We start from the raw sequence: 20,069 nt of genomic DNA, 5'->3' as shown, positions 1-20,069 counted from the left end.
CGGTCGTCCGGCCGGTCACATCTCGATCAGCACCGTGAACGGGCCGTCGTTCGTCAGGCCCACCCGCATCTGCGCCCCGAAGCGGCCCGTCGCGACCGTCGCCCCCAGGGCGCGCAGCTGCGACACGACCTCGTCGACCAGGGGCTCGGCCACCGGGCCGGGGGCCGCCGCGTTCCAGGTGGGGCGGCGGCCCTTCCGCGCGTCGCCGTAGAGCGTGAACTGGCTGATGACCAGGAGCGGCGCGTCGATGTCGCTGCACGACTTCTCGTCGGCCAGCATGCGCACCGACCACAGTTTGCGGGCCAGTTGGGCTGCCTTCTCCTTGGTGTCGTCGTGGGTGACGCCCACCAGGACGCACAGCCCCTCACCGCTGATCTCGCCCACCGTCTCGGGGCCGTCCTTACCCGTGACGACGACGCTCGCTCCGTCGACCCTCTGCACCACTGCTCGCATACGGCCATCATGCCGTGTCGCACGTGTGGCACGAGGCGCCCGGGACGGCCCCGCGATCCCCCCATCCGGGGCCGATTCCGGGCACTCGGCCACATAGCGGCCACTTGGGGTGGCACGATGCTCACACGCGGTGCACCGCGTCGGCCGGTCGAGGGGACGGGTAGAGCCAGATGATGAGCACATCGAGTACGGGGCAGACACCGGGGCGCATCTCGCTGCGGCGCACGCAGAGCGCGCGGCCGCCGGTGCAGCGCACGGGGGGCCGGCTGCTGCCCGAGGTGCCCCAGCACGACCTGGCCGCGCTGCGCCTGCCGGAGCTCCGCGAACTGCGCAGGTCGGCGCAGCAGGACGAGGCCGACCTCAGCTATGTGCGGCGGCTGTTGCAGGGGCGCATCGACATCCTGCGCGCCGAGATCGCGCGCCGTGGGACGCCCGACACCCCGGGTTCCCCGGCACCGGCTCCCGAGTCGACGGTCGTGGGCCGCCTCGCGGAGATCCTCAGGGACGCCCCGGCCCGCCACCGCTCCTCGGCCCGGCACGTCACGCTCGGCACCCCCCTCGGCGAGGAGTCCCGCTCCCTCGCCACGGAGATGCTCGCCGACGTCGAACTCTCCGACCTGGCGGCCCGCACCGACGACGAACTGGACGCGGCCATGGCCCGCCTCGTGCGCTACGAACAACAGGTGTCCCGCCGCAGACAGACCCTGCAGCACACGGCGGACGACTGCTCGGCGGAGATCGGACGCCGGTACCGGGTGGGCGAGGCACAGGTCGACGACCTGCTGCTGTGAGCGGTCCGGGCGGTCATGGTGCCCGGACATGTTCTGGGCCCCGGCCCCCGTAGCAGGACCGGGGCCCAGCCCCCCATCGACTGATCGGACTCCCGGCTCCCCTCCGGATGGGAGCCCGGTCAGCCGGGTCTCGTGGTCGGGCGGGGTCAGCCCGACTGGGCGAGGAGCAGGACGAGCAGTCCCGCGCCGACGCCGCTGATCTTGACGTTCTTGGCCTTGATCCCGATGGTCAGCAGGACGAAGGCGACGATGCCGAGCGGTCCGTACTTCCACTGGATGAGCTGCTCGAAGGCGATGGCGAGGGCGGCGACGGCGATGGCGATGAGCGGCATGACGTTCCCCCATATCGGGCTGGTGGCCAACCCCGGAAGGGTCTGACGAGGTCGCCGAAGTTGGCTACCAACTTCAACTGACTTATCTCCGCTGGGAGTCGACTCATAACCACCTTTCCCGCAACTCCCCTAAGATGGCGCGAAGTTGTACTGTTTGGTTGTGAGCACCGAACACGCCGCCGTCAATGGGCGCAAGCGAGCGCAGCGGAGCCACCGAGAGGTTGCCGACGTGCTGCGCGACCGGATCAGGAGCGGGTCGCTGCGGCCCGGCCAGCGCATGCCGACGCAGGCCGAGCTGGCCGACGAGTTCGGTGTGGAGCGCGGTGCGGTGCGGGAAGCGCTGCGCATCCTGCACCGTGAGCATCTGCTGTCCAATGTGTCCAAGGGCAGCCCCGCCACGGTCGCGGACGCCGCAGAGCGTGCTGCGGCCGGTCCCGGCGAGGCGCGGCCGCAGCCCACGATGGTCGGCCTCGGCCCGCGCATCGCGTCCGCCTTCGACGCGCCGCACGTGGAGATAGACGCGCTCTGCCTCACGTCCATCTCGCTCACCATGGCCATCGGCGAACCGCTGCGCCGGATCCACGCCGGACAGCGGAAACCGGCCAAGGTCGACGTCCGTGTGCTGCTGCCCAGCCGCGACATCGACCTCGCCTTCCCCGCGCCGGTCGACGGCGGGGACCACCAGGGCGACCAGGTCCACCGGCGCTGGCTCGACCAGCGCAACGCGCAGGGCCAGGTGCTGCGCCACAACCTCCTCGCGCTGCGGTCGTCGCACGGCATCGACGTATCGGTGCAGTTCCGCGCGCTGCCGTTCACGCCGCCCGTGAAGCTGTACCTGATCAACGGCACGGAGGCGCTCTTCGCCTACTACACGCTCACCAAGCGGGACGAGGAGATCGGCAAGGAGTCCCTGGAGATGTACGACGCCCAGGGCACGCAGTCGATGCTCTTCCCGTTCAAGGAGGGGGACGGGTTGCGGGACACCACGTTCGTGGAACAGTCCCATCTGTGGTTCAACGCCCTCTGGAACACGATCAGTCGGGATCTGGAGCTGGCGGCCGGCTGATCAGCCGGCCGGGCCCGTCACGATCAGGGCGAGGACGACGGCTCCGATGGAACTGCAGGTGGGGTTCTTCGCCTTGACGCCCACGGTCAGCAGAAGGAGGCCGACGATGCCCATCGGGCCGTACTTCCACTGCACGAGCTGTTCCAGGGCGACGGCGACCACGGCTGCGAGGAGGGCTATGGCGGGCATGGTGGTTCCTCCTTCTGCCATCTTGAGTCAGTTGGCAACCAACTCTGCTTGACTTGTCCCCACTTGGTGGTGATCCCGAAACAACTTCTCTGCAACTCCCCAAAGATGGCGGTCAGTTGTATCGTCTGGTCGTGACCCAGGAGAACGTGGCAGTGAACGGCAGCAGAAGACTCACCCCCCAGTACATCGCCGACACCCTCCGCGACCGCATCCGGGCGGGCGAACTGAAGGCGGGCGAACGCCTGCCGACCCAGGCCGAACTCGCCGAGGAGTTCGGCGTCGAACGAGGCGCCGTACGCCAGGCGATGAAGAAGCTCCAGGCCGAGGGCCTGCTGTCCAACGTGAGCAAGGGCAGCCCGCCGCGCGTCGCCCGGTCGGCGCAGCCCCCCGTGGGCAAGGAACCCCAGCCGTCCATGGTCGCCCTGGCCCCGCGGCTCACTGCGGCCTTCGCCGAGCCGCACGTGCGGATCGACGTGGTCTCGTACACCGCGGAGACCCTGATGATCGCGCTCGGCGAGCCGGTGCGGCTCATCCACGAGGGCCGGCTGCGCCCCCAGTCGATCACCGCGCGGATCCTGCTCCCGAGCAGCGACATCGAGCTCGCGTTCCCCGTGCCGATGGAGGGCGGCGACGCGGACCGGGAACGGCTCCACCAGCGCTGGCACGCGCAGCGCAACGCGCAGGGCCAGGTCCTCCGCCACAACCTGCGCGCCCTGCGCGCCTCCCACGGAATCGACGTCGACGTCACGTTCCGAGCGCTGCCGTTCACTACGCCGGTGAAGTTGTATCTGTTGAACGGGCGGGAGGCGTTGCTGGCGTATTACACGCTGGGGCGTACGTCCGTGGAGCTCGAGGTGCCCGACGGTGCGACCGAGGTGATGGACATCTGGGACGCGGGGGGCATCAAGGCCCCGGTCTTCTCCTTCGAGAAGTCCGCCGACACCTCCCGTGACACGGTCTTCGTCGACGAGTCGCAGAACTGGTTCGACGCCCTCTGGGAAACGATCACTTCTGACCTGACACTCTCTTAAATGACATCTGATTCGACGCAGTCCGACGCGACGCCGACCGAATCGGCGACGGATGAGACCGAACGGTTGCGGGATGTGGTCACCGCCGTCCGTTTCGTGCTCTTCGACTTCGACGGACCCATCTGCCGCCTCTTCGCCGGACGCCCGGCGGCGGACGTGGCGGCGGACCTGGTCCACTGGCTGAAGGAGCGCGGACTGCGCGGGCTGCTCACCGACGAGGAGATGAAGGAGCCCGACCCCTACGTCGTGCTGCGCGCCGTCGACCGCAGGCACCCCCGCAGCGACCTCGTCGTCGAGCTGGAGCAGTGGCTCACGCGGCAGGAGCTGAACGCCGTGGCGACGGCCATGCCGACCGCGTACGTCGACCCGCTGATCCGCACCTGGACGGCGGTCGGCGCCCGGCTCGCGGTGACGACCAACAACGCGCCGTGCGCGGTGGGCAGGTACCTGGCGCGGCGCGGCATCCTGAGCTGCTTCGCCCCCCACATATACGGCCGAACCCATGATCTCAGCCGCCTCAAGCCCGATCCGGACTGCGTCGAGCGGGCGGTGCGCGCCATGGGGGCGGAGCCGCGGGCGACCCTGATGATCGGTGACGCCCCCTCCGACTACGTCGCGGCACAGCAGGCGGGCGTGGGGTTCCTCGGATACGCGCGCAACGAACGCAAGGCGCGGCTGCTGCGCGAGGCGGGCGCGGAACATCTGGTCGACTCCCTCGAACGCCTCTCCAGGGTTGTATACGCCACCGGGCACACGAAGGCGCCGTAAAGGAGCAGGCGAGAGCACGCAAGCGCCACGCCGACGTCCACTATGTGGCATGTGGCAGGAACGGTTCCGTGATCCGGATACCCTCTGCGCTCATGCCGTCCCCTCCGCCTCGCACCCCCCACGAGGCGCCGAAGACCGGGCTCCGCGAGTCGTGGATCCGACGCCTCGCCGAACTGCACCGGGAGCACCCGAAGCGCCAGGTCGTGGCCGGTCACCACAACATCAACCACGTCGTGCCGCTCGGCTGGTCGCTCGCCCTGCTGCTGTGCACGATGCCGTTCCGTGCGCGGGTCAAGTGCCGGATGCCGCGCGAGACGGTGGAGGTGGTGCCCCGCATCTGGCCGAGCGAGCCCGAGCTGCTCGCGGTGGTCAGCCGCCACCTGAAGGAAGTCCCGCGCTGCCTGAGGGACTTCGGCGACTGGTCGCTGCACTCCTACCGGGCCGGGCAGGCGCTCTCCGACGTGGTGCCGTGGGGCCCCATCGGGGAGCCGCTGATGCGCTCCTTCGCGGAGTTCTTCGCCCGCGCCGCCGCGGTGCCCGAGGACGAGCTCCCGCCACGTCCGGACGGCTGGCCCGGCTCGGGCCGTTCCGAGGAGTTCCTCCAATGGCTCATCGACTTCACCGAGCACCGGGTGCACGCCCCGAACCGTGAACGCTTCGACGCGCTCTTCTCGGCCGTCGGAGTACGCCCCGACGCCCTCGCGGCCTTCCGCGACAACCCGGCCCGCCCCCGCCTCACCCCCAGACCTTTCTGCCTCCTCCACACCGACGTGCACCGCGCGAACGTCGTCGTCGACCGCAGACAACTGGCGGTGATCGACTGGGAGCTGGCCATGTACGGCGATCCCCTGCACGACCTCGCCATCCACATGGTCCGCATGGAGTACGAGAAGGACGAGCAGACCCGTGTCAGGGAACTGTGGACCGAGGCGATGGAACGGGCGGGCCACGCCGCCATGACGGCCGGCATGACCAGCGACCTCCCCGTCTACCTGGACTTCGAATACGCCCAGTCCGTCTTCCCCGACATCATGCGGGCCGCCCTCGCTCTGACCGGCCTGCCCGGCCCTCCGGACTCCGCCGACTACGCGGGCGCGGCAGCCCGCGTCTGCCGGGCGGTCCGCCGCGCGGCGGAACCCCTGAAGCTGGACTCGGTGCCGGACGAGGGCGTTGCCGAGAAGGCACTGCGGGAGTGGTACGAGGGGCCGTTCGGGCGGGAGACGTGCTCTTCCTGACCGGTCCGGTCACGGGCACCATGGCCTTCACCGTGGAGCACGGCGTCAACTCCCGTGATGCGAGGGGGCCTGGTGGCTGCGAGAGGTCGTCGTTCGGGGCGGGAGCGCTGGGCGAACGCGGAGAGTGCCCTGACCAAGGCGCTGCTGCTCGGTGTGTTCGTCCTCGGTCTGGTCGCCCAGTTCGTGCGGCCCGTGGGGGATGCGCTGGAGGGCAAGGCCTTCGTGGGCGGTTCGATCGTCAGCCTGGTCGGTTACGTGCTCTACAACGAGGTGCGCGAGCTGAACCGCAGGACGCGTCCCGAGGCCGGTTCCGAGATACGCACGGCGGACCTGGGCGAGCACATCGAGCGCGTGGTGGGGAACAGAAGGGCGCGGCGGGTCCGCATAGACGCCATCGGCTACACCGGGGAGACGGTCAAGGCGCCGGTCATGCGAAGCCTGGAAGCGCTGGAGGAGGGGGCTCGGCGCAGCGTGCGGGTGCGGATCCTCGTGCCGGATTTCACCGTGCCGATGGCGATTCCGGGGACGCTGGACGCGCGGGGCAGAGCCGTGGACGACCCCGCGTACCGGGCGTATCAGCTGGACCGGGTGCGGTGGAACGTGCGTGAGTTCGAGGGCGCGGCCCGCAGCCTGAGGGGGTCCCGCCGGGCCGACATGGACGTGGAGTTCCGCATGTTGCGCATCACGCCCCTGCTGAAGTTATGTCTGATCAACGGTGACGAACTGTTCGACGGCATCTACGACAAGGTGGTGCAGGAGTCCGCTCCCGTGCCGCCGGAGCGGCAGATCCTCGACCTCAAGGGCTACCAGGCCGTCCTGACCCACTGGCGTGCCGAATCGGGGGCCGCCGGGCGCGAGAAGGTCGCCCAACGGCAGGACCTCTTCGACACCCTGTGGCGGCTGTCCTCGCCGCTGCCCGCGCCGCCCGGTCACGCGTAGCGGGTGAGGCCCTTGCGTAGTTGGGTGTATGCCTCGTTCGTGGCGGTGGTCGCGGTCTTGTGGACGTGGGGGACGGGCTCGCCCGATGCGACGCGGTGCCAGTTGTCCTCTGCCAGGACTCGGTGGACGGCGATGATCTGGGCCGCGGCCAGGCGGGCTTCCAAGGGTGTGCCGCCGTGGGCGTCGCGGAGGGCCGTGGCCAGGGCCCGTTCGGAGCGGTTCTGGTAGCCGTGGAGGCGGGCGACCAGGGACGGGGTTCCGTAGAGGAGGCGGTGGAAGGCCAGGACCCCTTCGGCGTCGTTGAGGCCCGTCACCGGGTCGTGGCGGTCCAGACCGGCCAGGAAGTGGCGGTGGAGCGCGTCGAGCGCGGTGAGTTCCGCGGGGCGGGCGGCGACCGTGCGGGCCGCTTCGTCCTCGTGGTCGGCGAAGCGGTGGAGGACCAGGTCCTCCTTCGACGCGAAGTAGCGGAACAGGGTCGGCTTGGAGACCTCCGCCGCCGCCGCGACCTCCGCCACCGACACCTTCTCGAACCCCTTCTCCAGGAAGAGGGCGATCGCCGTCTCGGAGATCTCCTCGAAGCGGCGCTGCTTCTTGCGGGCGCGGAGGCCGGGCGTGGGGCCCGCGGGGCCCACGGGGCTCGTGCTCTCGGTTGCTGGGGGCATGGGGCGAGTCTAGCCGGGCATGAGATGCGGTTATGAATGTGCCTTGGTTATGTTTTTAACTCGGTTACATTATTCTGGGCGCATGACGACGACACCAGCGGTCGCAGCCACCGACACCCTCGCCCAGGAACGCCGCCACCACGACGCCTGTCGCGCCGCCCTTGCCCGCATGGTCGAGGGCGCCGAGGAGCGGGTCGTCGGAGGGGCGGACGTGTCCGCGTCCGGGGCCGACGCCGAAGTGCTCGGGTACGAGTTCCGCAGCCACGCCAAAGCGATGCGCGAGCTGCCGCAGGCGCCGCTGTTCTTCGGGCGACTCGACTTCGCCGACGCGGAGGACGCCGGGGCCGGCGAGCACCGCGGGCAGCGGTACTACGTCGGGCGGCTGCGCGTCAGCGAGCACCCCTCCGCCCCGCCCCTCGTCGTCGACTGGCGCGCCCCCGTCTCCCGCGCCTTCTACCAGGCGGGCGCCCGGGACCCGCAGGGCGTCGCCGTCCGGCGCCGGTTCGGCTGGGCGCCCGGCAGCAAGGGGGACTCCGCCGACCTCACCGGGATGGAGGACGAGCTTCTGGGGAACGAGCTCCTGGGGAACGAGCTTTTGGGGGACGGCGGCCACGATGACGGTGTGAGCAGCCGCATCCTCGCCGGGGAGATCGAGCGGCCCCGCGTCGGCCCCATGCGCGACATCGCCGCCACCATCCAGCCCGAGCAGGACGACCTCGTACGCGGCGAACTCACCGCCTCCGTCTGCGTGCAGGGAGCCCCCGGCACCGGCAAGACCGCCGTCGGCCTGCACCGCGCCGCGTACCTCCTCTACACGTACCCCCACCGCGTCCAGCGCTCCGGACTGCTCATCCTCGGCCCCAACCGCACCTTCCTCCGCTACATCGCCGAGGTGCTCCCCTCCCTCGGCGAGACCGGCGTACGGCAGTCCACGGTGAGTGATGAGATCCGGGGGCGGTACTCGGTCCGTGCCCACGACCGCGAGGGCGCCGCCGTCGTCAAGCACGACGCCCGGATGGCCGAGGTGCTGCGCCGGGCGCTCTACGCGCGGGTCGTCGCGCCGCCCGCGGACGCGGAGGTCGCCGTGGCCGACGGGGCGTACCGGTGGCGGGTCCCGCTCGGTGAACTGGAGCGGATCGTGGCGGACGTACGGGACGAGGAGCCGCCGTACGCCGTCGGGCGCGAGCGGGTGCGCAGCCGGGTCGTGCGGGCCGTACGGGAGCAGGCCGAGCGGCGGGCCGGGCCGCAGAACAACACGTGGGTGCAGAGGGTGGGGCGGGCCCGGTCCGTCAGCGGCTTCCTCGACGCGGTCTGGCCCCGGGTGCGGGCGGACGAGGTGCTCGCGCAGGTGCTGGGCGACGCGGAGACGCTCGCCGCCGCGGCCGACGGGATCCTCACGGACGCGGAACAGCGGGCGGTCCTGTGGGACCGGCCGCCCCGCTCCCACAAGTCCGCGAAGTGGAGCGCCGCCGACCTGGTGCTGCTCGACGAGATCGAGGGGCTCCTCGAACGCCCCGCCGGGTACGGGCACATCGTCGTCGACGAGGCCCAGGACCTCTCGCCCATGGAGTGCCGCGTCATCGCGCGCCGCTCGGACTTCGGCTCGCTGACGGTCCTCGGCGACCTCGCGCAGGCCACCACGCCCTGGGCGGCCAGGAGTTGGGAGGAGGTGCTCGCCCACCTGGGCAAGCCGGATGCCGCGGTGGCGCCGCTGACCACCGGGTTCCGGGTGCCGCGTGCCGTCGTCGGGCTCGCCAACGAACTGCTCGGGCGGCTCGACGTGGACGTACCGCCCGCGAGGTCGCTGCGCGGGGACGGGGAGCTGCGGGTGCGCCAGGTCGCGGACGTGGCGGCCGCGGTGGTGGAGGCGGTGCGGGACGCGCTCGCGCGCGAGGGGTCGATCGGGGTCATCGCCGCCGACCACGACGTCGAACGGCTCCGTACGGCACTGGACGCGGCCGGCATCGGCAGCGCGGGCCCCGACGAGCTGGGCGCACGCGTCACCCTGCTCCCCGCGTCCGTCGCCAAGGGGTTGGAGTACGACCACGTCGTCGTCGCCGAACCGGCCGCCGTCGCGGAGGCGGAGGCGCGCGGCCTCCACCGGCTGTACGTGGTCCTGACTCGCGCCGTGTCACGCCTCGACGTACTGCACAGCAGGCCTCTGCCCTGGTGCGACGCGTAGGACAGCGGCGTCCTACCGTTCCAGGACCGCCTCCATCACCGCTTTCGCGATCGGCGCGCCCAGCTTGCCGCCCGCGATCTCCGAGCGTGCGATGTCCATGTCGGAGGGGTCGACGAACACGGCGACGGCGACGGGGGACTCGCCTTCGCTGTTCTTCGCGTACGAGACGAACCATGCGTACGGACGCTCGTCGTTGACGTCCGCGCCGTGCTGGGCCGTGCCGGTCTTGCCGCCGACCGTGACGCCGTCGATCTTCGCCTTGTTCGCGGTGCCGTTCTCGACGGTGTTCTCCATCATTTCCTGGACGGACTTCGCCGTCTTCTCGGAGACGGCCTGGTTCAGCGGGTCGGGCGAGGCCTTCTCGATCGTGGAGAGGTCGGGCCCGCGCAACTCCTCGACCAGGTACGGCTTCATGACCTTGCCGTCGTTGGCGAGGCCCGCCGTGACCATCGCCATCTGCAGCGGCGTGCTGGTCAGGCTGCCCTGGCCCATGCCGGTCAGGGCGGTCTGCGGCTTGTCGAGCTTCTCCGGATAGCTGCTGGCGACGGCCCGTACGGGAAGGAACTGCTCTTCGTTGAAGCCGAACTTCTCCGCCGTCTCGCGCAGCTTGTCCTTGCCGAGCTTGTCCGCGAGGTCGAGGAAGACGTTGTTGCAGGACCACTGCATGCCGGTCTTCACGGAGACCTTGTCGCAGTTGGAGTCCGGTACGTCATTGCCGATGCGGGTGGAGCTGAGGGGGAGTTTGTACGGGGTCGGCGCGCCGGTCGGCTTGTCGATGTCCGTCACGACGCCGTGCTCCAGGGCGGCGGCCGCGGTGAGGATCTTGAAGGTGGATCCGGGCGGGTAGATCTCGCGCAGCGCGCGGTTGCTGAGCGGCTTGTCCTTGCGGTCGCTGAGCGCCTTGAACTTCTTGCCCTCGGCGAGCGAGATGCCCGAGAAGGCCGAGGGGTCGTACGACGGGGTGCTGGCCAACGCGAGCACCTTGCCGTCGCGCGGGTCCAGGGCGACCACCGCACCCTTGGCGTTCAGGTTCACCAGACCTTCGTAGGCCGCCTTCTGCGCCTTGGGGTCGATGGTCGTGACGACGTCGCCGCCCTGCTGCTTCTTGCCGGTCAGCATGTCGAGGGTGCGCTTGATGAAGAGCCGGTCGTCGTTGCCGCTGAGGATGCCGTTGTGGACGCCCTCCAGGAACGTGGCGCCCTGGGCCTGCGAGAAGTAGCCCGTCACCGGCGCGTACATCGGGCCCTCTTTGAAGACCCGCTTGAACTTGAAGTCGGACCCGGGGGTCTCCTTCGCGCCGGTGATGGACTTCCCGCCGACGATGATGTCGCCACGGGGGTGGGAGAACGCCTCGATCTGCACGCGGCGGTTCTTCTTGTCGTTCGCGAGATCGTCGTTCTTCGCGAACTGCACCCAGTTCGCCCGCAGAAGCAGGGCGAGGGTGAGGAGGCCGCAGAAGACGGCTATGTGCCGCAGCGGACGGTTCATGGGTGGCTCCCCCCGGTGCCGACGGATCGTTCCCTCCCATCCTCGCCGCTGCGACGGAGGAACGGGGGGAAATCCGGTGATCTACCGCGGTGCGGTGATCTACCGCCGGTCGCCGCGCAGCACCTCGATCACGCTCGCGTAGCTGTCGCCGCCGTGGCCCGCCGCTGCCGCGCGCTCCATCGTCGCCTTCAGGAGATCGGGCAGCGCGTTGTCGACGCCGCGCGCTTCCGCGGCGTGGATCAGATGCCCGATCGCCGCGATCTGTACGTCGACGGTCGCGTCGTCGCCCGGATAGCGTCCGGCGTCGACCTGTGGCGCGTACGTCGTGACGAACCCGGAGACCGCGCCGTTCAGCCAGCGCAGCGCGACCCGCGTGAAGTCCGCCGCCGACGTGCCCTGCGAGGTGACCAGCGCGGTGCCGTGCAGCCACCCCGTGAACGCGGCCCACATCAGACCGAGCAGCGCGGCGTCGTAGAGCGAGGCGAGGCCAGGATCCGTGCCGAGGTGGAGCGGGTCGCCGAGCGTGGCGAGGGTGGCACGGTGGGCCTCGAAGACCGTCTCCGAGCCGCTGTACAGGAACATCATCTCGGGGCTCCCGACGCCCGGCGGGGTCGTCATGATGCCGCCGTCGAGGTACTCGGCGCCGTGCGAGGCGGCCCACCGCGCCATCTCCTCGGCCTGCTCCGGCGCCCCGGAGGTGAGGTTGACCAGGGACTTCCCGGCGAGTGCGCCGGTCGCGGCGAGAGGGTCGAGCACGGCGTGCAGGGCGTCGTAGTCGAGTACGCAGGCGAGGACGAGGTCGCTCGCGGCGAGGGCGTCCGCCGGGGTGGCGGCCACCTGCGCGCCCCGGTCGGCGAGCGGCTTCGCCTTCTCCGGGGAGCGGTTCCAGACGGTGGTGGGGTGACCGGCGTCCAGGAGGGCGGCGGCGAGCGCGGAGCCCATGAGGCCGAGGCCGATGAGGGTGACGGGGGTGGTGTTCGGGTCCGTGGTGTTCGGGTCCATGGTGCTGGTGGTCGTGCTGGTGGCGTTCATGGGGACCACGTTCGCAGCGGGCGACCGCCGTCGACAGTGACAGCGGTGACGGTGATCACCAAATTCCTGCCAGCCGTCGCGGGGCGCGGGGACCGTCGTACGCTCCCCTCATGAGCGCAGGTTCCGTCGCGGTCGTCGTGGCCGACGAGATCGGGATCCCGTCCTGGGATCTGTACGAACTGAGCATCCCCTTCACGGTGTTCGGAAAGCCGCAGCCCGACCTGTCGGACCACTGGTACGACCTGCGGCTGTGCGCGACGAGGGAGCCGGGGCCGCCGGGGCAGGGACAGGGGCAGGGGCAGGGTGCGGCGGCGGGCGAGTTCGGGGTCTCGCTCCGCACCCCCTACGGCCTCGAAGGGCTGGCCGGCGCCGACACCGTCGTCGTCACCTCCGTGCCGGACGCGTGCGTCGACGAGGGCGCGCCGCTGCCGGCGGGCCTCGCCGACGCGCTGCGGGCCGCGCACGCCGAGGGCGCCCGCATGGTGTCCCTCTGCACCGGGGCCTTCGCACTCGCGGAGGCGGGCCTCCTCGACGGGCGCAGGGCGACCGCGCACTGGATGCACACGGCCCAACTGGCCGCCCGCTACCCGGACGTCACCGTCGACGACTCCGTCCTCTACGTGGACGACGGCGACGTCCTGACCAGCGCGGGGCTGACCGCGGGCCTCGACCTCTGCCTGCACCTGGTCCGCCGCGACCTCGGCGCGCACGTCGCCAACCAGCTGGCACGCCGGATGGTCGTGCCCGCCCATCGGCCCGGCGGTCAGGCCCAGTTCATCGACCTGTCCGTGCCGGAGACGGACGACGCGGGCCTCGGCCCCGTACTGGAGTGGGCCCGCGCGCACCTGGACCGCCCGCTCACCGTCGACGATCTGGCGCGCCGGGCGGCGATGAGCCCGCGCACGTTCTACCGGCGCCTCCACGCCGCCACCGGCACGACCCCGCTGCGGTGGCTCCTCAACCAGCGGCTCGCGCGGGCGCAGAGCCTGCTGGAGACGACGGACCTGCCGGTGGAGCGGGTGGGCGAGCTGAGCGGCCTGGGCACGGCGAACAACCTCCGCCACCACTTCCTGAAGCAGGTCGGGGTGTCGCCCGCGGACTACCGCCGCTCGTTCTTCACCCGCCCGGTTCCGTCACGCCCGGTTCCGTCACGCCCGCTTCCGTCACGCCCGGTCCCCTCACGCCCGGCTCTCACCCGCCCAGCTGCCTGACCATGCTCATGATCGCGGTGATCTGCCTGCCGCCCTTGTCGGCGTAGTGCGTGTCGCCGCCGTACCCCCACCAGTTCCAGCAGCCGCGCGGGTTGTCGAGGGAGGTGGTGGCCTGCGGGTACAGGACGATCATGCGGTTCGTGTCGGCGTACTCGTTCAGGTTCGCCTGCGCCATGAACGTGTCGCCGATCTGCCCGTACGTCTGCTGACACCCGTGCAGCGCCACCATCAGGCGGCACGACCCGGCCGCGCAGGCCTTCGGGACGTACACGAAGCCGTCCTTGCCCATGCTGACGGCGGCCGCGTTGCCGCCCGGGACGTGGCGGTTCTGGTCGAAGCGGACGAGGGTGCCGTCGAGCGGGGACACGGTCGCGGGGTTCACCGGGGCGCCGAAGAGGTGGTTGAGCATGGATCGCTCGGGGTCGGTGCCGCAGGTGTTGATGTACGGGGACGCGGTGGAGGCGCAGGCCACCTTGCCGAGCGGGGAGACCCAGGCGTGCCCGGCGGCCGATGACGTGTCGTAGGAGACGTCGGCGCCGAAGTCCCGGTGGTACGTCGCCAGGTCGTTGTTGACCGGGCGGTCGACGGTCCTGTCGTTGCCGCCGTGGTAGAGCCAGACCGGGTCGCCGGCCAGGTTCGCGACGGGGTCGACGCGGCCGGCCGCGGCACGCTCCCTCGTCAACTGCTCCAGCTGCGCCGGGGTCTTGCGCGGCATGTACGTGTCCATGCAGGCGTAGAGCGCGGTGTTGACGCTGCCCTGCGCGCAGTCGTACGCCCCCGCGCTGAAGATTCCGGCGCCCTCGAAGACGGCGGAGTGGGCGACGTGCAGCTGATCGGCGAGATACCCGCCGGACGAGACGCCGGAGACGTACGTCGACTCGACGGCGTGCGGGGTCAGTTCGCCGGGGGTGGGGGAGGGGACGGCCGCGGCGGTGCCGGTGGCACCGGTGGCGGTGGGGGCGCCGCCGAGGACGGCGGTGAGGGCGAGGACGAGGGCGAGCACGGCGGTGACGGTGCGGACGAGGTGGGACCCTCCGTGGACCATGCGTACCTCCGGGATCCGGGGCGTGTGGGGGCCGTCATTCTGCGCGGCGCGGGGTGGGGGCGACGAGGTGGGCGGGGGCCACTGTGGGCGGGCGCGAGGTGTGGTCGTGAGCCACCGGGTGGCTGTCGGCCGGCACGGGTGCGGAGGCGTCGGGGTGGCTGGCGGGCGGCACGGGTGCGGAGGCGTCGCAAGCGGGGTCGTCAGCGGACCCGCAGCGGTCCGTCAGCACCCCCGAAGTAACGGGGAGCAGAGTCGCTCCCGTCACCAAGCGGACAGCACGACACGCACCGCGCCGCACGCACGACACGCACCGCACCGCGCCGCACGCACCGCACCGCGCCGCACGCACCGCACCGCGCCGCACGCGCCGCACGCGCCGCGCCGCACGCGCCGCGCCGCACGCGCCGCGCCGCACGCGCCGCGCCGCACCGCACCGAACAGGGGAGCCACGATGACCACTGCCACCGCCACCGTCACGACCACCACCCCCACCCCCACCCCCGCCCCCGTCCCCACCTCTCCCTCTCCCCTCCTCCACCCCACCCGCCTGGGCTCCCTCCCCCTCCCCAACCGCCTGGTCATGGCGCCCATGACGCGGAACCGGGCCTCCGCCGACGGCGTCCCGCTGCCGGTCATGGCCACCTACTACGCCCAGCGCGCCTCCGCCGGCCTGATCGTCGCCGAGGCGTCGACGCCCAACGCGGTCGGACAGACGTACGCCAACATCACCGCGATCCACGACGACGCCCACGTCGCGGGCTGGCGGCGGGTCACCGACGCCGTGCGCGACGCGGGCGGGCGGATGTTCCTGCAGATCCAGCACGGCGGCCGCGTCGGCCACCCGGACAACAGCGGACTCACCCCGGTGGCCCCGTCACCGGTCCCGCTCCCGGACACCATCCACACACCCACTGGACCGCAACCGGCGGTCGTGCCGCGAGAGATGACGCTCGACGACATCCACCGCACCGTCGCCGACTTCGCCGCCGCGGCCCGGCGCGCCGTCGACGCGGGCTTCGCCGGAGTCGAGGTGCACGCGGCGAACGGCTACCTCCTCCAGCAGTTCCTCGCGCGGAACACCAACCACCGCACCGACGCCTACGGCGGCCCCGTCGCCCACCGCATCCGCTTCGTCGTCGAGGTCGTCCGCGCCGTCGCCGACGCGATCGGCGCCGAGCGCGTCGGCGTGCGCATCGCACCCGGCATCACCGTCAACGGCATCGAGGAGGGCGACACCGAGGACATCTACCCGGCGCTCGTCGACGCGCTGAACGACATCGGCGGCCTCGCCTACCTCCACGTCGTCTTCGCCGACCCCGAAAACCCTCTCTTCCGCCGCATCCGCGCGGACTGGCCCGGCACGCTCATCGCCAACCCGGTCCTCGGCTGGGGCGGCCCGCTGCCCGCCGACGGAGGCCGACGGGCGGGCGAACGGCTCCTCGCCGCGGGCGCGGACCTGGTATCGCTGGGCCGCGCGTTCCTCGCCAACCCCGACCTGGTCGAGCGCATGCGGGTCGGGGCACCGCTCAACGCCGTACGGGACAAGGGCCTGATGTACGAGGGCGGGGCGGCCGGTTACACGGACTACCCGGCCCTCAGCGGTAGCCCTCTGTCCGTCAGCCGCCCACGTACTCCGCGAGGTGCTCGCCCGTGAGGGTGGGCCGCTCGGCGACCAGGTCCGCGGGTGTGCCCTCGAAGACGATCTTGCCGCCGTCGTGGCCCGCCCCCGGGCCGAGGTCGATGATCCAGTCGGCGTGCGCCATGACCGCCTGGTGGTGCTCGATGACGATGACCGACTTGCCCGCGTCGACGAGCCGGTCGAGGAGACCGAGGAGCTGTTCGACGTCGGCGAGGTGGAGGCCGGTGGTCGGCTCGTCGAGTACGTAGACACCGCCCTTGTCGGCCATGTGCGTGGCCAGCTTGAGGCGCTGGCGCTCGCCGCCGGAGAGCGTGGTGAGGGGCTGGCCGAGGCTCAGGTAGCCGAGGCCGACGTCCGACAGGCGTTCCAGGATGCGGTGGGCCGCGGGCGTCCTGGCCTCGCCACCACCACCGCCGTTACCGCCAACGCCAACGCCACCGCCGCCGAAGAACTCCAGCGCCTCCTCCACGGACATCGCGAGGACCTCGCTGATGTCGCGGCCGCCGAGCCGGTACTCCAGGACCGACGCCTGGAACCGCCGCCCCTCGCAGTCCTCGCAGGGCGTGGCGACGCTCGCCATCACACCGAGGTCGGTGTAGATGACCCCGGCGCCGTTGCAGGTCGGGCAGGCGCCCTCGGAGTTGGCGCTGAACAGCGCGGGCTTCACGCCGTTGGCCTTGGCGAAGGCCTTGCGGATCGGGTCGAGCAGGCCCGTGTACGTCGCCGGGTTGCTGCGCCGCGAGCCGCGGATCGGGGTCTGGTCGACGGCGACCACGCCCGCGTCCGCGGGGATCGACTTGTGCACCAGCGAGCTCTTGCCGGACCCGGCGACGCCGGTGACGACGGTGAGCACCCCGAGCGGGATGTCGACGTCGACCCCGCGCAGGTTGTGCGCGTCGGCGCCGCGGATCTCCAGCGCGCCGGTGGGCTCGCGCACGGTCTCCTTCAGCGTGGACCGGTCGTCGAAGTGCCGGCCGGTGACGGTGCCGGACGCCCGGAGCCCCTCCACCGTGCCCTCGAAGCAGACGGTGCCGCCCGCCGTGCCCGCACCCGGTCCGAGGTCCACGACGTGGTCGGCGATGACGATGGTCTCCGGCTTGTGCTCGACGACGAGCACGGTGTTGCCCTTGTCGCGCAGGCGCAGCAGCAGGTCGTTCATCCGCCGGATGTCGTGCGGGTGCAGGCCGACCGTGGGCTCGTCGAAGACGTACGTGACGTCGGTGAGGGAGGAGCCGAGGTGGCGGATCATCTTGACGCGCTGCGCCTCGCCGCCGGACAGGGTCGCCGCGGGCCGGTCGAGCGCGAGGTAGCCGAGCCCGATCTCCACGAACGAGTCGAGGGTCTGCTGCAGGGCCGTGAGCAGCGGCGCCACCGACGCGTACGCCCCGCTCGTGCCGAGCCCGCGGATCCACTCGGCCAGGTCCCTGATCTCCATCGCACACAGATCGGCGATGCTCTTCCGCTTGATCTTCGAGGAGCGGGCGCCCTCGCTGAGCCGCGTGCCGTCGCACTCGGGACAGGTGGTGAACGTGACCGCGCGCTCCACGAACGCGCGGATGTGCGGCTGCATCGACTCCTTGTCCTTGGACAGGAACGACTTCTGGATCTTCGGGATCAGCCCCTCATAGGTGAGGTTCACGCCGTTGACCTTCACCTTGACCGGGTCGCCGTAGAGGAAGTCGCGCAGCTCCTTCTTCGTGTACGCGCGGATCGGCTTGTCCGGGTCGACGAAGCCGGACTGGGCGTACACCTGCACGGTCCACTGGCTGTCCGACTTCCAGCCGGGGATGGTGAACGCGCCCTCGGCGAGCGACTTCGAGTCGTCGTACAGCTGCGTCAGGTCGATGTCGGAGACGCTGCCCCGGCCCTCGCAGCGCGTGCACATGCCGCCGGTGCGCTGATACGTGGCCTTCTGCGCCTCGGTCTTGTTGCCCCGCTCGACGGTGATCGCGCCGCTCGCCCTGACGGACGCGGTGTTGAAGGAGTACGCGCTGGGCGGGCCGATGTGCGGCTTGCCGAGGCGGCTGAAGAGGATGCGCAGCATCGCGTTGGCGTCGGTGGCGGTGCCGACGGTGGAGCGCGGGTCGCCGCCCATCCGCTGCTGGCCGACGGTGATCGCGGTGGTGAGCCCGTCGAGCACGTCGACCTCGGGGCGCGCCTGCGTCGGCATGAAGCCCTGCACGAAGGCGCTGTACGTCTCGTTGATGAGCCGCTGCGACTCCGCGGCGATCGTGTCGAACACGAGCGAGCTCTTGCCGGACCCGGAGACGCCGGTGAACACCGTCAGACGGCGCTTCGGGATCTCGATGCTCACGTCCTTGAGATTGTTCTCGCGGGCGCCGTGCACACGGATCAGGTCGTGGCTGTCGGCGGTGTGCGTGCTGGGCTTGCTCATCGTTGTCTCCGCGGGGCAGCGAGACCCGTACGTGGCGTCGTACGGGAAGGAGTTGGCGTGAAAGCAGTGCTCGTGCTCACGCTAGCCGGGGGGTCTGACAACCGCGTCCCGATGCGCCCCCGGGCGGGGGAGGGCCCCCGAAACAATCGGGATGCGGGAACCCGGCTCGATGAGGTGTGATCGCTGCCATGACGATCGAGCTGAACGTTCCGGGAGTCGACGGGCTGACCGAAGCAGTGGGTGTGCTGCGCGAGTGGCAGTACGAAGGGGCGCCGACGCAGTTGCATCCGGGGGACATCGGCTGGTTCTGGCGCGCCGGAGCGGAGGCGACCGCGGCGGCGGTCAGGACGTGGAGCCGGTCGGGGCGGATCCTCGCGGTCGGCCTGCTGGACGGCCCGGACCTGCTGCGCCTGACCACCGCGCCGGACGCGCGCCAGGACGAGGAGCTGGCACGGCAGTTGGTCGCCGATGTGACCGATCCGGCGCGCGGCGTACTGCCCGAGGGCCGCGTGAACATCGAGGCACCCCCGAACACCCTCTTCCCGGACCTCCTGGGCGCCGAGCACGGCTGGCCCCTCGACGACCCGTGGACCCCGCTGCGCCGCGACCTCACCGCCCCGGTCCGCACCCCTGACCTGCGCATCGAGGAGGTCGGTCCGGCGCAGGCCGACGCGTTCGCGGCCCTGCTCGGGGCGGCGTTCGAGGGTTCGAGGTTCACGGCGGACAGCTGGCACACGACGGCGTCCGGCGTCCCGTTCGCCGACGCGCGCTGCCTGCTCGCGTACGACGACGGGGGCGACGCGGTCGCGGCGGTGACGGTCTGGTCGGCGGGCCCGGGCAGGCCGGGGATCCTCGAACCGATGGGCGTACACCGCGACCACCGCCGCCGCGGCCACGGCGAACAGATCACCCTCGCCGCGGCGTCCACGCTCCGCGACCTGGGCGCATCGAGCGCACTCGTCGCCACCCCGTCCTCGAACAAGGCCGCGGTGGCGACGTACGAATCGGCAGGCTTCGAACGCCACCCGGAAACACGGGACCGCTACAGGGCGGCGTGACGGTCAACTGGTCCGCCTTCCTTCAGTCGTTCCCCGGCCGGAGTGGCGTGGCGCACTTTTGCAAGCGGGCGCTTGCAATAGTTAGCGGGGGTGCTGCACCATCGGCGTATGGCATCGCTCAACGTCGGCAATCTCGGTGAGTATCTGCGCGAACAGCGGCGCAGTGCGCAGCTGTCGCTGCGGCAGCTCGCCGATGCCGCGGGAGTGTCCAATCCGTATCTGAGCCAGATCGAGCGCGGCCTGCGCAAGCCGAGCGCCGAGGTCCTGCAGCAGGTCGCCAAGGCCCTGCGGATCTCCGCCGAGACGCTGTACGTGCGGGCCGGGATCCTCGACGAGAAGGAGCGGGACGAGCTGGAGACGCGCGCCGTCATCCTCGCCGACCCGTCCATCAACGAACGCCAGAAGCAAGTGCTGTTGCAGATCTACGAGTCGTTCCGCAAGGAGAACGACTTCGAGACGCTCTCGCACGCGGATGCGGATGTGGACGCGGATGTCGATGGCAGCGGCAGTGATGCCCGTCCCAAGCAGTCACCACCCTCAAGCTGAACGTTTC

The 20,069-nt window shown here is 71.2% G+C and carries 19 protein-coding genes; 11 read left to right on the top strand and 8 right to left on the bottom strand.

Annotated features, from left to right (window positions below; genetic code table 11):
* Positions 1–15: 15 nt before the first annotated feature.
* The gene (gene dtd, locus DEJ49_RS16590) at positions 16–453 is read right to left on the bottom strand and encodes a D-aminoacyl-tRNA deacylase (RefSeq protein ID WP_150184844.1); all 438 of its coding nucleotides are present in this window, start codon (positions 451–453) and stop codon (positions 16–18) included.
* A 173-nt stretch (positions 454–626) separates the two neighbouring features.
* On the opposite strand from dtd, the gene DEJ49_RS16585 reads away from it, so the two are divergent.
* Complete coding sequence (locus tag DEJ49_RS16585) at positions 627–1,244, top strand: ABC transporter substrate-binding protein (protein WP_150184843.1); 618 nt, start codon at positions 627–629, stop codon at positions 1,242–1,244.
* 146 nt (positions 1,245–1,390) lie between these two features.
* Here the strand turns inward: DEJ49_RS16585 and DEJ49_RS16580 are convergent, their stop codons facing one another.
* Positions 1,391–1,576 carry a hypothetical protein gene (locus DEJ49_RS16580; RefSeq protein WP_150184842.1) on the bottom strand — a complete coding sequence of 62 codons (186 nt, stop codon included), beginning with the start codon at positions 1,574–1,576 and terminating at the stop codon, positions 1,391–1,393.
* 154 nt (positions 1,577–1,730) lie between these two features.
* Here DEJ49_RS16580 and DEJ49_RS16575 point away from each other — a divergent pair, with 154 nt between their 5' ends.
* On the top strand, positions 1,731–2,642 hold the full coding sequence (locus DEJ49_RS16575) for a winged helix-turn-helix domain-containing protein (protein WP_150184841.1): 912 nt from the start codon (positions 1,731–1,733) through the stop codon (positions 2,640–2,642).
* Here the strand turns inward: DEJ49_RS16575 and DEJ49_RS16570 are convergent, their stop codons facing one another.
* Complete coding sequence (locus tag DEJ49_RS16570) at positions 2,643–2,831, bottom strand: hypothetical protein (protein ID WP_150184840.1); 189 nt, start codon at positions 2,829–2,831, stop codon at positions 2,643–2,645.
* A 125-nt stretch (positions 2,832–2,956) separates the two neighbouring features.
* Here DEJ49_RS16570 and DEJ49_RS16565 point away from each other — a divergent pair, with 125 nt between their 5' ends.
* The 4 genes from DEJ49_RS16565 to DEJ49_RS16550 all read left to right on the top strand — a co-directional run bounded on the left by DEJ49_RS16565 (position 2,957) and on the right by DEJ49_RS16550 (position 6,804).
* Positions 2,957–3,862 (top strand): winged helix-turn-helix domain-containing protein, encoded by a 906-nt coding sequence (locus tag DEJ49_RS16565; protein ID WP_150188283.1) that lies wholly within the window; start codon positions 2,957–2,959, stop codon positions 3,860–3,862.
* Positions 3,863–4,630: an HAD family hydrolase gene (locus DEJ49_RS16560; protein WP_150184839.1), complete on the top strand. Its 768-nt coding sequence runs from the start codon at positions 3,863–3,865 to the stop codon at positions 4,628–4,630. It abuts the gene before it with no gap.
* A gap of 92 nt (positions 4,631–4,722) precedes the next feature.
* Positions 4,723–5,865: an aminoglycoside phosphotransferase family protein gene (locus tag DEJ49_RS16555; protein WP_150184838.1), complete on the top strand. Its 1,143-nt coding sequence runs from the start codon at positions 4,723–4,725 to the stop codon at positions 5,863–5,865.
* Positions 5,866–5,937: 72 nt separating this feature from the next.
* The gene (locus tag DEJ49_RS16550; RefSeq protein ID WP_150184837.1) at positions 5,938–6,804 is read left to right on the top strand and encodes a hypothetical protein; all 867 of its coding nucleotides are present in this window, start codon (positions 5,938–5,940) and stop codon (positions 6,802–6,804) included.
* Here DEJ49_RS16550 and DEJ49_RS16545 read toward each other — a convergent pair.
* The gene (locus tag DEJ49_RS16545) at positions 6,795–7,466 is read right to left on the bottom strand and encodes a TetR/AcrR family transcriptional regulator (RefSeq protein WP_150184836.1); all 672 of its coding nucleotides are present in this window, start codon (positions 7,464–7,466) and stop codon (positions 6,795–6,797) included. The genes DEJ49_RS16550 and DEJ49_RS16545 overlap by 10 nt on opposite strands.
* Before the next feature lie 82 nt (positions 7,467–7,548).
* Between DEJ49_RS16545 and DEJ49_RS16540 the strand changes: the two genes are divergently transcribed.
* Positions 7,549–9,648 carry a HelD family protein gene (locus DEJ49_RS16540; protein ID WP_150184835.1) on the top strand — a complete coding sequence of 700 codons (2,100 nt, stop codon included), beginning with the start codon at positions 7,549–7,551 and terminating at the stop codon, positions 9,646–9,648.
* A gap of 12 nt (positions 9,649–9,660) precedes the next feature.
* Here DEJ49_RS16540 and DEJ49_RS16535 read toward each other — a convergent pair whose 3' ends face one another.
* Positions 9,661–11,136 (bottom strand): peptidoglycan D,D-transpeptidase FtsI family protein, encoded by a 1,476-nt coding sequence (locus DEJ49_RS16535; RefSeq protein ID WP_150184834.1) that lies wholly within the window; start codon positions 11,134–11,136, stop codon positions 9,661–9,663.
* Between the two features lie 99 nt (positions 11,137–11,235).
* Positions 11,236–12,138 carry an NAD(P)-dependent oxidoreductase gene (locus DEJ49_RS16530; protein ID WP_150188282.1) on the bottom strand — a complete coding sequence of 301 codons (903 nt, stop codon included), beginning with the start codon at positions 12,136–12,138 and terminating at the stop codon, positions 11,236–11,238.
* Positions 12,139–12,278: 140 nt separating this feature from the next.
* Between DEJ49_RS16530 and DEJ49_RS16525 the strand changes: the two genes are divergently transcribed.
* The gene (locus tag DEJ49_RS16525; protein WP_150184833.1) at positions 12,279–13,379 is read left to right on the top strand and encodes a helix-turn-helix domain-containing protein; all 1,101 of its coding nucleotides are present in this window, start codon (positions 12,279–12,281) and stop codon (positions 13,377–13,379) included.
* Here DEJ49_RS16525 and DEJ49_RS16520 read toward each other — a convergent pair.
* Positions 13,360–14,424, bottom strand: a complete 1,065-nt coding sequence (locus tag DEJ49_RS16520) for a PHB depolymerase family esterase (protein ID WP_190329368.1) — start codon at positions 14,422–14,424, stop codon at positions 13,360–13,362. The two genes, DEJ49_RS16525 and DEJ49_RS16520, sit on opposite strands and share 20 nt — an antisense overlap.
* Positions 14,425–14,875: 451 nt before the next feature.
* Between DEJ49_RS16520 and DEJ49_RS16510 the strand changes: the two genes are divergently transcribed.
* A complete protein-coding gene (locus tag DEJ49_RS16510; RefSeq protein ID WP_150184830.1) occupies positions 14,876–16,078 on the top strand; it encodes an alkene reductase in 1,203 nt (400 codons plus the stop codon).
* Here the strand turns inward: DEJ49_RS16510 and DEJ49_RS16505 are convergent.
* Entirely contained in the window at positions 16,041–18,458 is a 2,418-nt protein-coding gene (locus DEJ49_RS16505) for an ATP-binding cassette domain-containing protein (RefSeq protein WP_150184829.1), read from the bottom strand. The two genes, DEJ49_RS16510 and DEJ49_RS16505, sit on opposite strands and share 38 nt — an antisense overlap.
* A 188-nt stretch (positions 18,459–18,646) precedes the next feature.
* On the opposite strand from DEJ49_RS16505, the gene DEJ49_RS16500 reads away from it, so the two are divergent.
* Both DEJ49_RS16500 and DEJ49_RS16495 read left to right on the top strand, forming a co-directional pair.
* Positions 18,647–19,516: a GNAT family N-acetyltransferase gene (locus tag DEJ49_RS16500; protein ID WP_150184828.1), complete on the top strand. Its 870-nt coding sequence runs from the start codon at positions 18,647–18,649 to the stop codon at positions 19,514–19,516.
* A gap of 108 nt (positions 19,517–19,624) precedes the next feature.
* Positions 19,625–20,062 carry a helix-turn-helix domain-containing protein gene (locus tag DEJ49_RS16495; RefSeq protein ID WP_150184827.1) on the top strand — a complete coding sequence of 146 codons (438 nt, stop codon included), beginning with the start codon at positions 19,625–19,627 and terminating at the stop codon, positions 20,060–20,062.
* Positions 20,063–20,069: the final 7 nt, after the last annotated feature.

Origin of the sequence: Streptomyces venezuelae, from assembly GCF_008642335.1 — a bacterium.
In the GTDB taxonomy this organism is placed as follows: Bacteria; Actinomycetota; Actinomycetes; order Streptomycetales; family Streptomycetaceae; genus Streptomyces; species Streptomyces venezuelae_F.
The sequence above is the reverse complement of the archived record's forward strand: the minus strand, read 5'-3'. Positions and strand labels throughout refer to the sequence as shown.

Coding starts and splice junctions, on each gene's coding strand:
- DEJ49_RS16525 (WP_150184833.1), top strand. CDS start 12,279: ATGAGCGCAGGTTCCGTCGCGGTCGTCGTGGCCGACGAGATCGGGATC.
- DEJ49_RS16500 (WP_150184828.1), top strand. CDS start 18,647: ATGACGATCGAGCTGAACGTTCCGGGAGTCGACGGGCTGACCGAAGCA.
- DEJ49_RS16585 (WP_150184843.1), top strand. CDS start 627: ATGAGCACATCGAGTACGGGGCAGACACCGGGGCGCATCTCGCTGCGG.
- DEJ49_RS16510 (WP_150184830.1), top strand. CDS start 14,876: ATGACCACTGCCACCGCCACCGTCACGACCACCACCCCCACCCCCACC.
- DEJ49_RS16495 (WP_150184827.1), top strand. CDS start 19,625: ATGGCATCGCTCAACGTCGGCAATCTCGGTGAGTATCTGCGCGAACAG.
- DEJ49_RS16570 (WP_150184840.1), bottom strand. CDS start 2,831: ATGCCCGCCATAGCCCTCCTCGCAGCCGTGGTCGCCGTCGCCCTGGAA.
- DEJ49_RS16560 (WP_150184839.1), top strand. CDS start 3,863: ATGACATCTGATTCGACGCAGTCCGACGCGACGCCGACCGAATCGGCG.
- DEJ49_RS16505 (WP_150184829.1), bottom strand. CDS start 18,458: ATGAGCAAGCCCAGCACGCACACCGCCGACAGCCACGACCTGATCCGT.
- DEJ49_RS16545 (WP_150184836.1), bottom strand. CDS start 7,466: ATGCCCCCAGCAACCGAGAGCACGAGCCCCGTGGGCCCCGCGGGCCCC.
- DEJ49_RS16520 (WP_190329368.1), bottom strand. CDS start 14,424: ATGGTCCACGGAGGGTCCCACCTCGTCCGCACCGTCACCGCCGTGCTC.
- dtd (WP_150184844.1), bottom strand. CDS start 453: ATGCGAGCAGTGGTGCAGAGGGTCGACGGAGCGAGCGTCGTCGTCACG.
- DEJ49_RS16580 (WP_150184842.1), bottom strand. CDS start 1,576: ATGCCGCTCATCGCCATCGCCGTCGCCGCCCTCGCCATCGCCTTCGAG.
- DEJ49_RS16555 (WP_150184838.1), top strand. CDS start 4,723: ATGCCGTCCCCTCCGCCTCGCACCCCCCACGAGGCGCCGAAGACCGGG.
- DEJ49_RS16530 (WP_150188282.1), bottom strand. CDS start 12,138: ATGGACCCGAACACCACGGACCCGAACACCACCCCCGTCACCCTCATC.
- DEJ49_RS16540 (WP_150184835.1), top strand. CDS start 7,549: ATGACGACGACACCAGCGGTCGCAGCCACCGACACCCTCGCCCAGGAA.
- DEJ49_RS16535 (WP_150184834.1), bottom strand. CDS start 11,136: ATGAACCGTCCGCTGCGGCACATAGCCGTCTTCTGCGGCCTCCTCACC.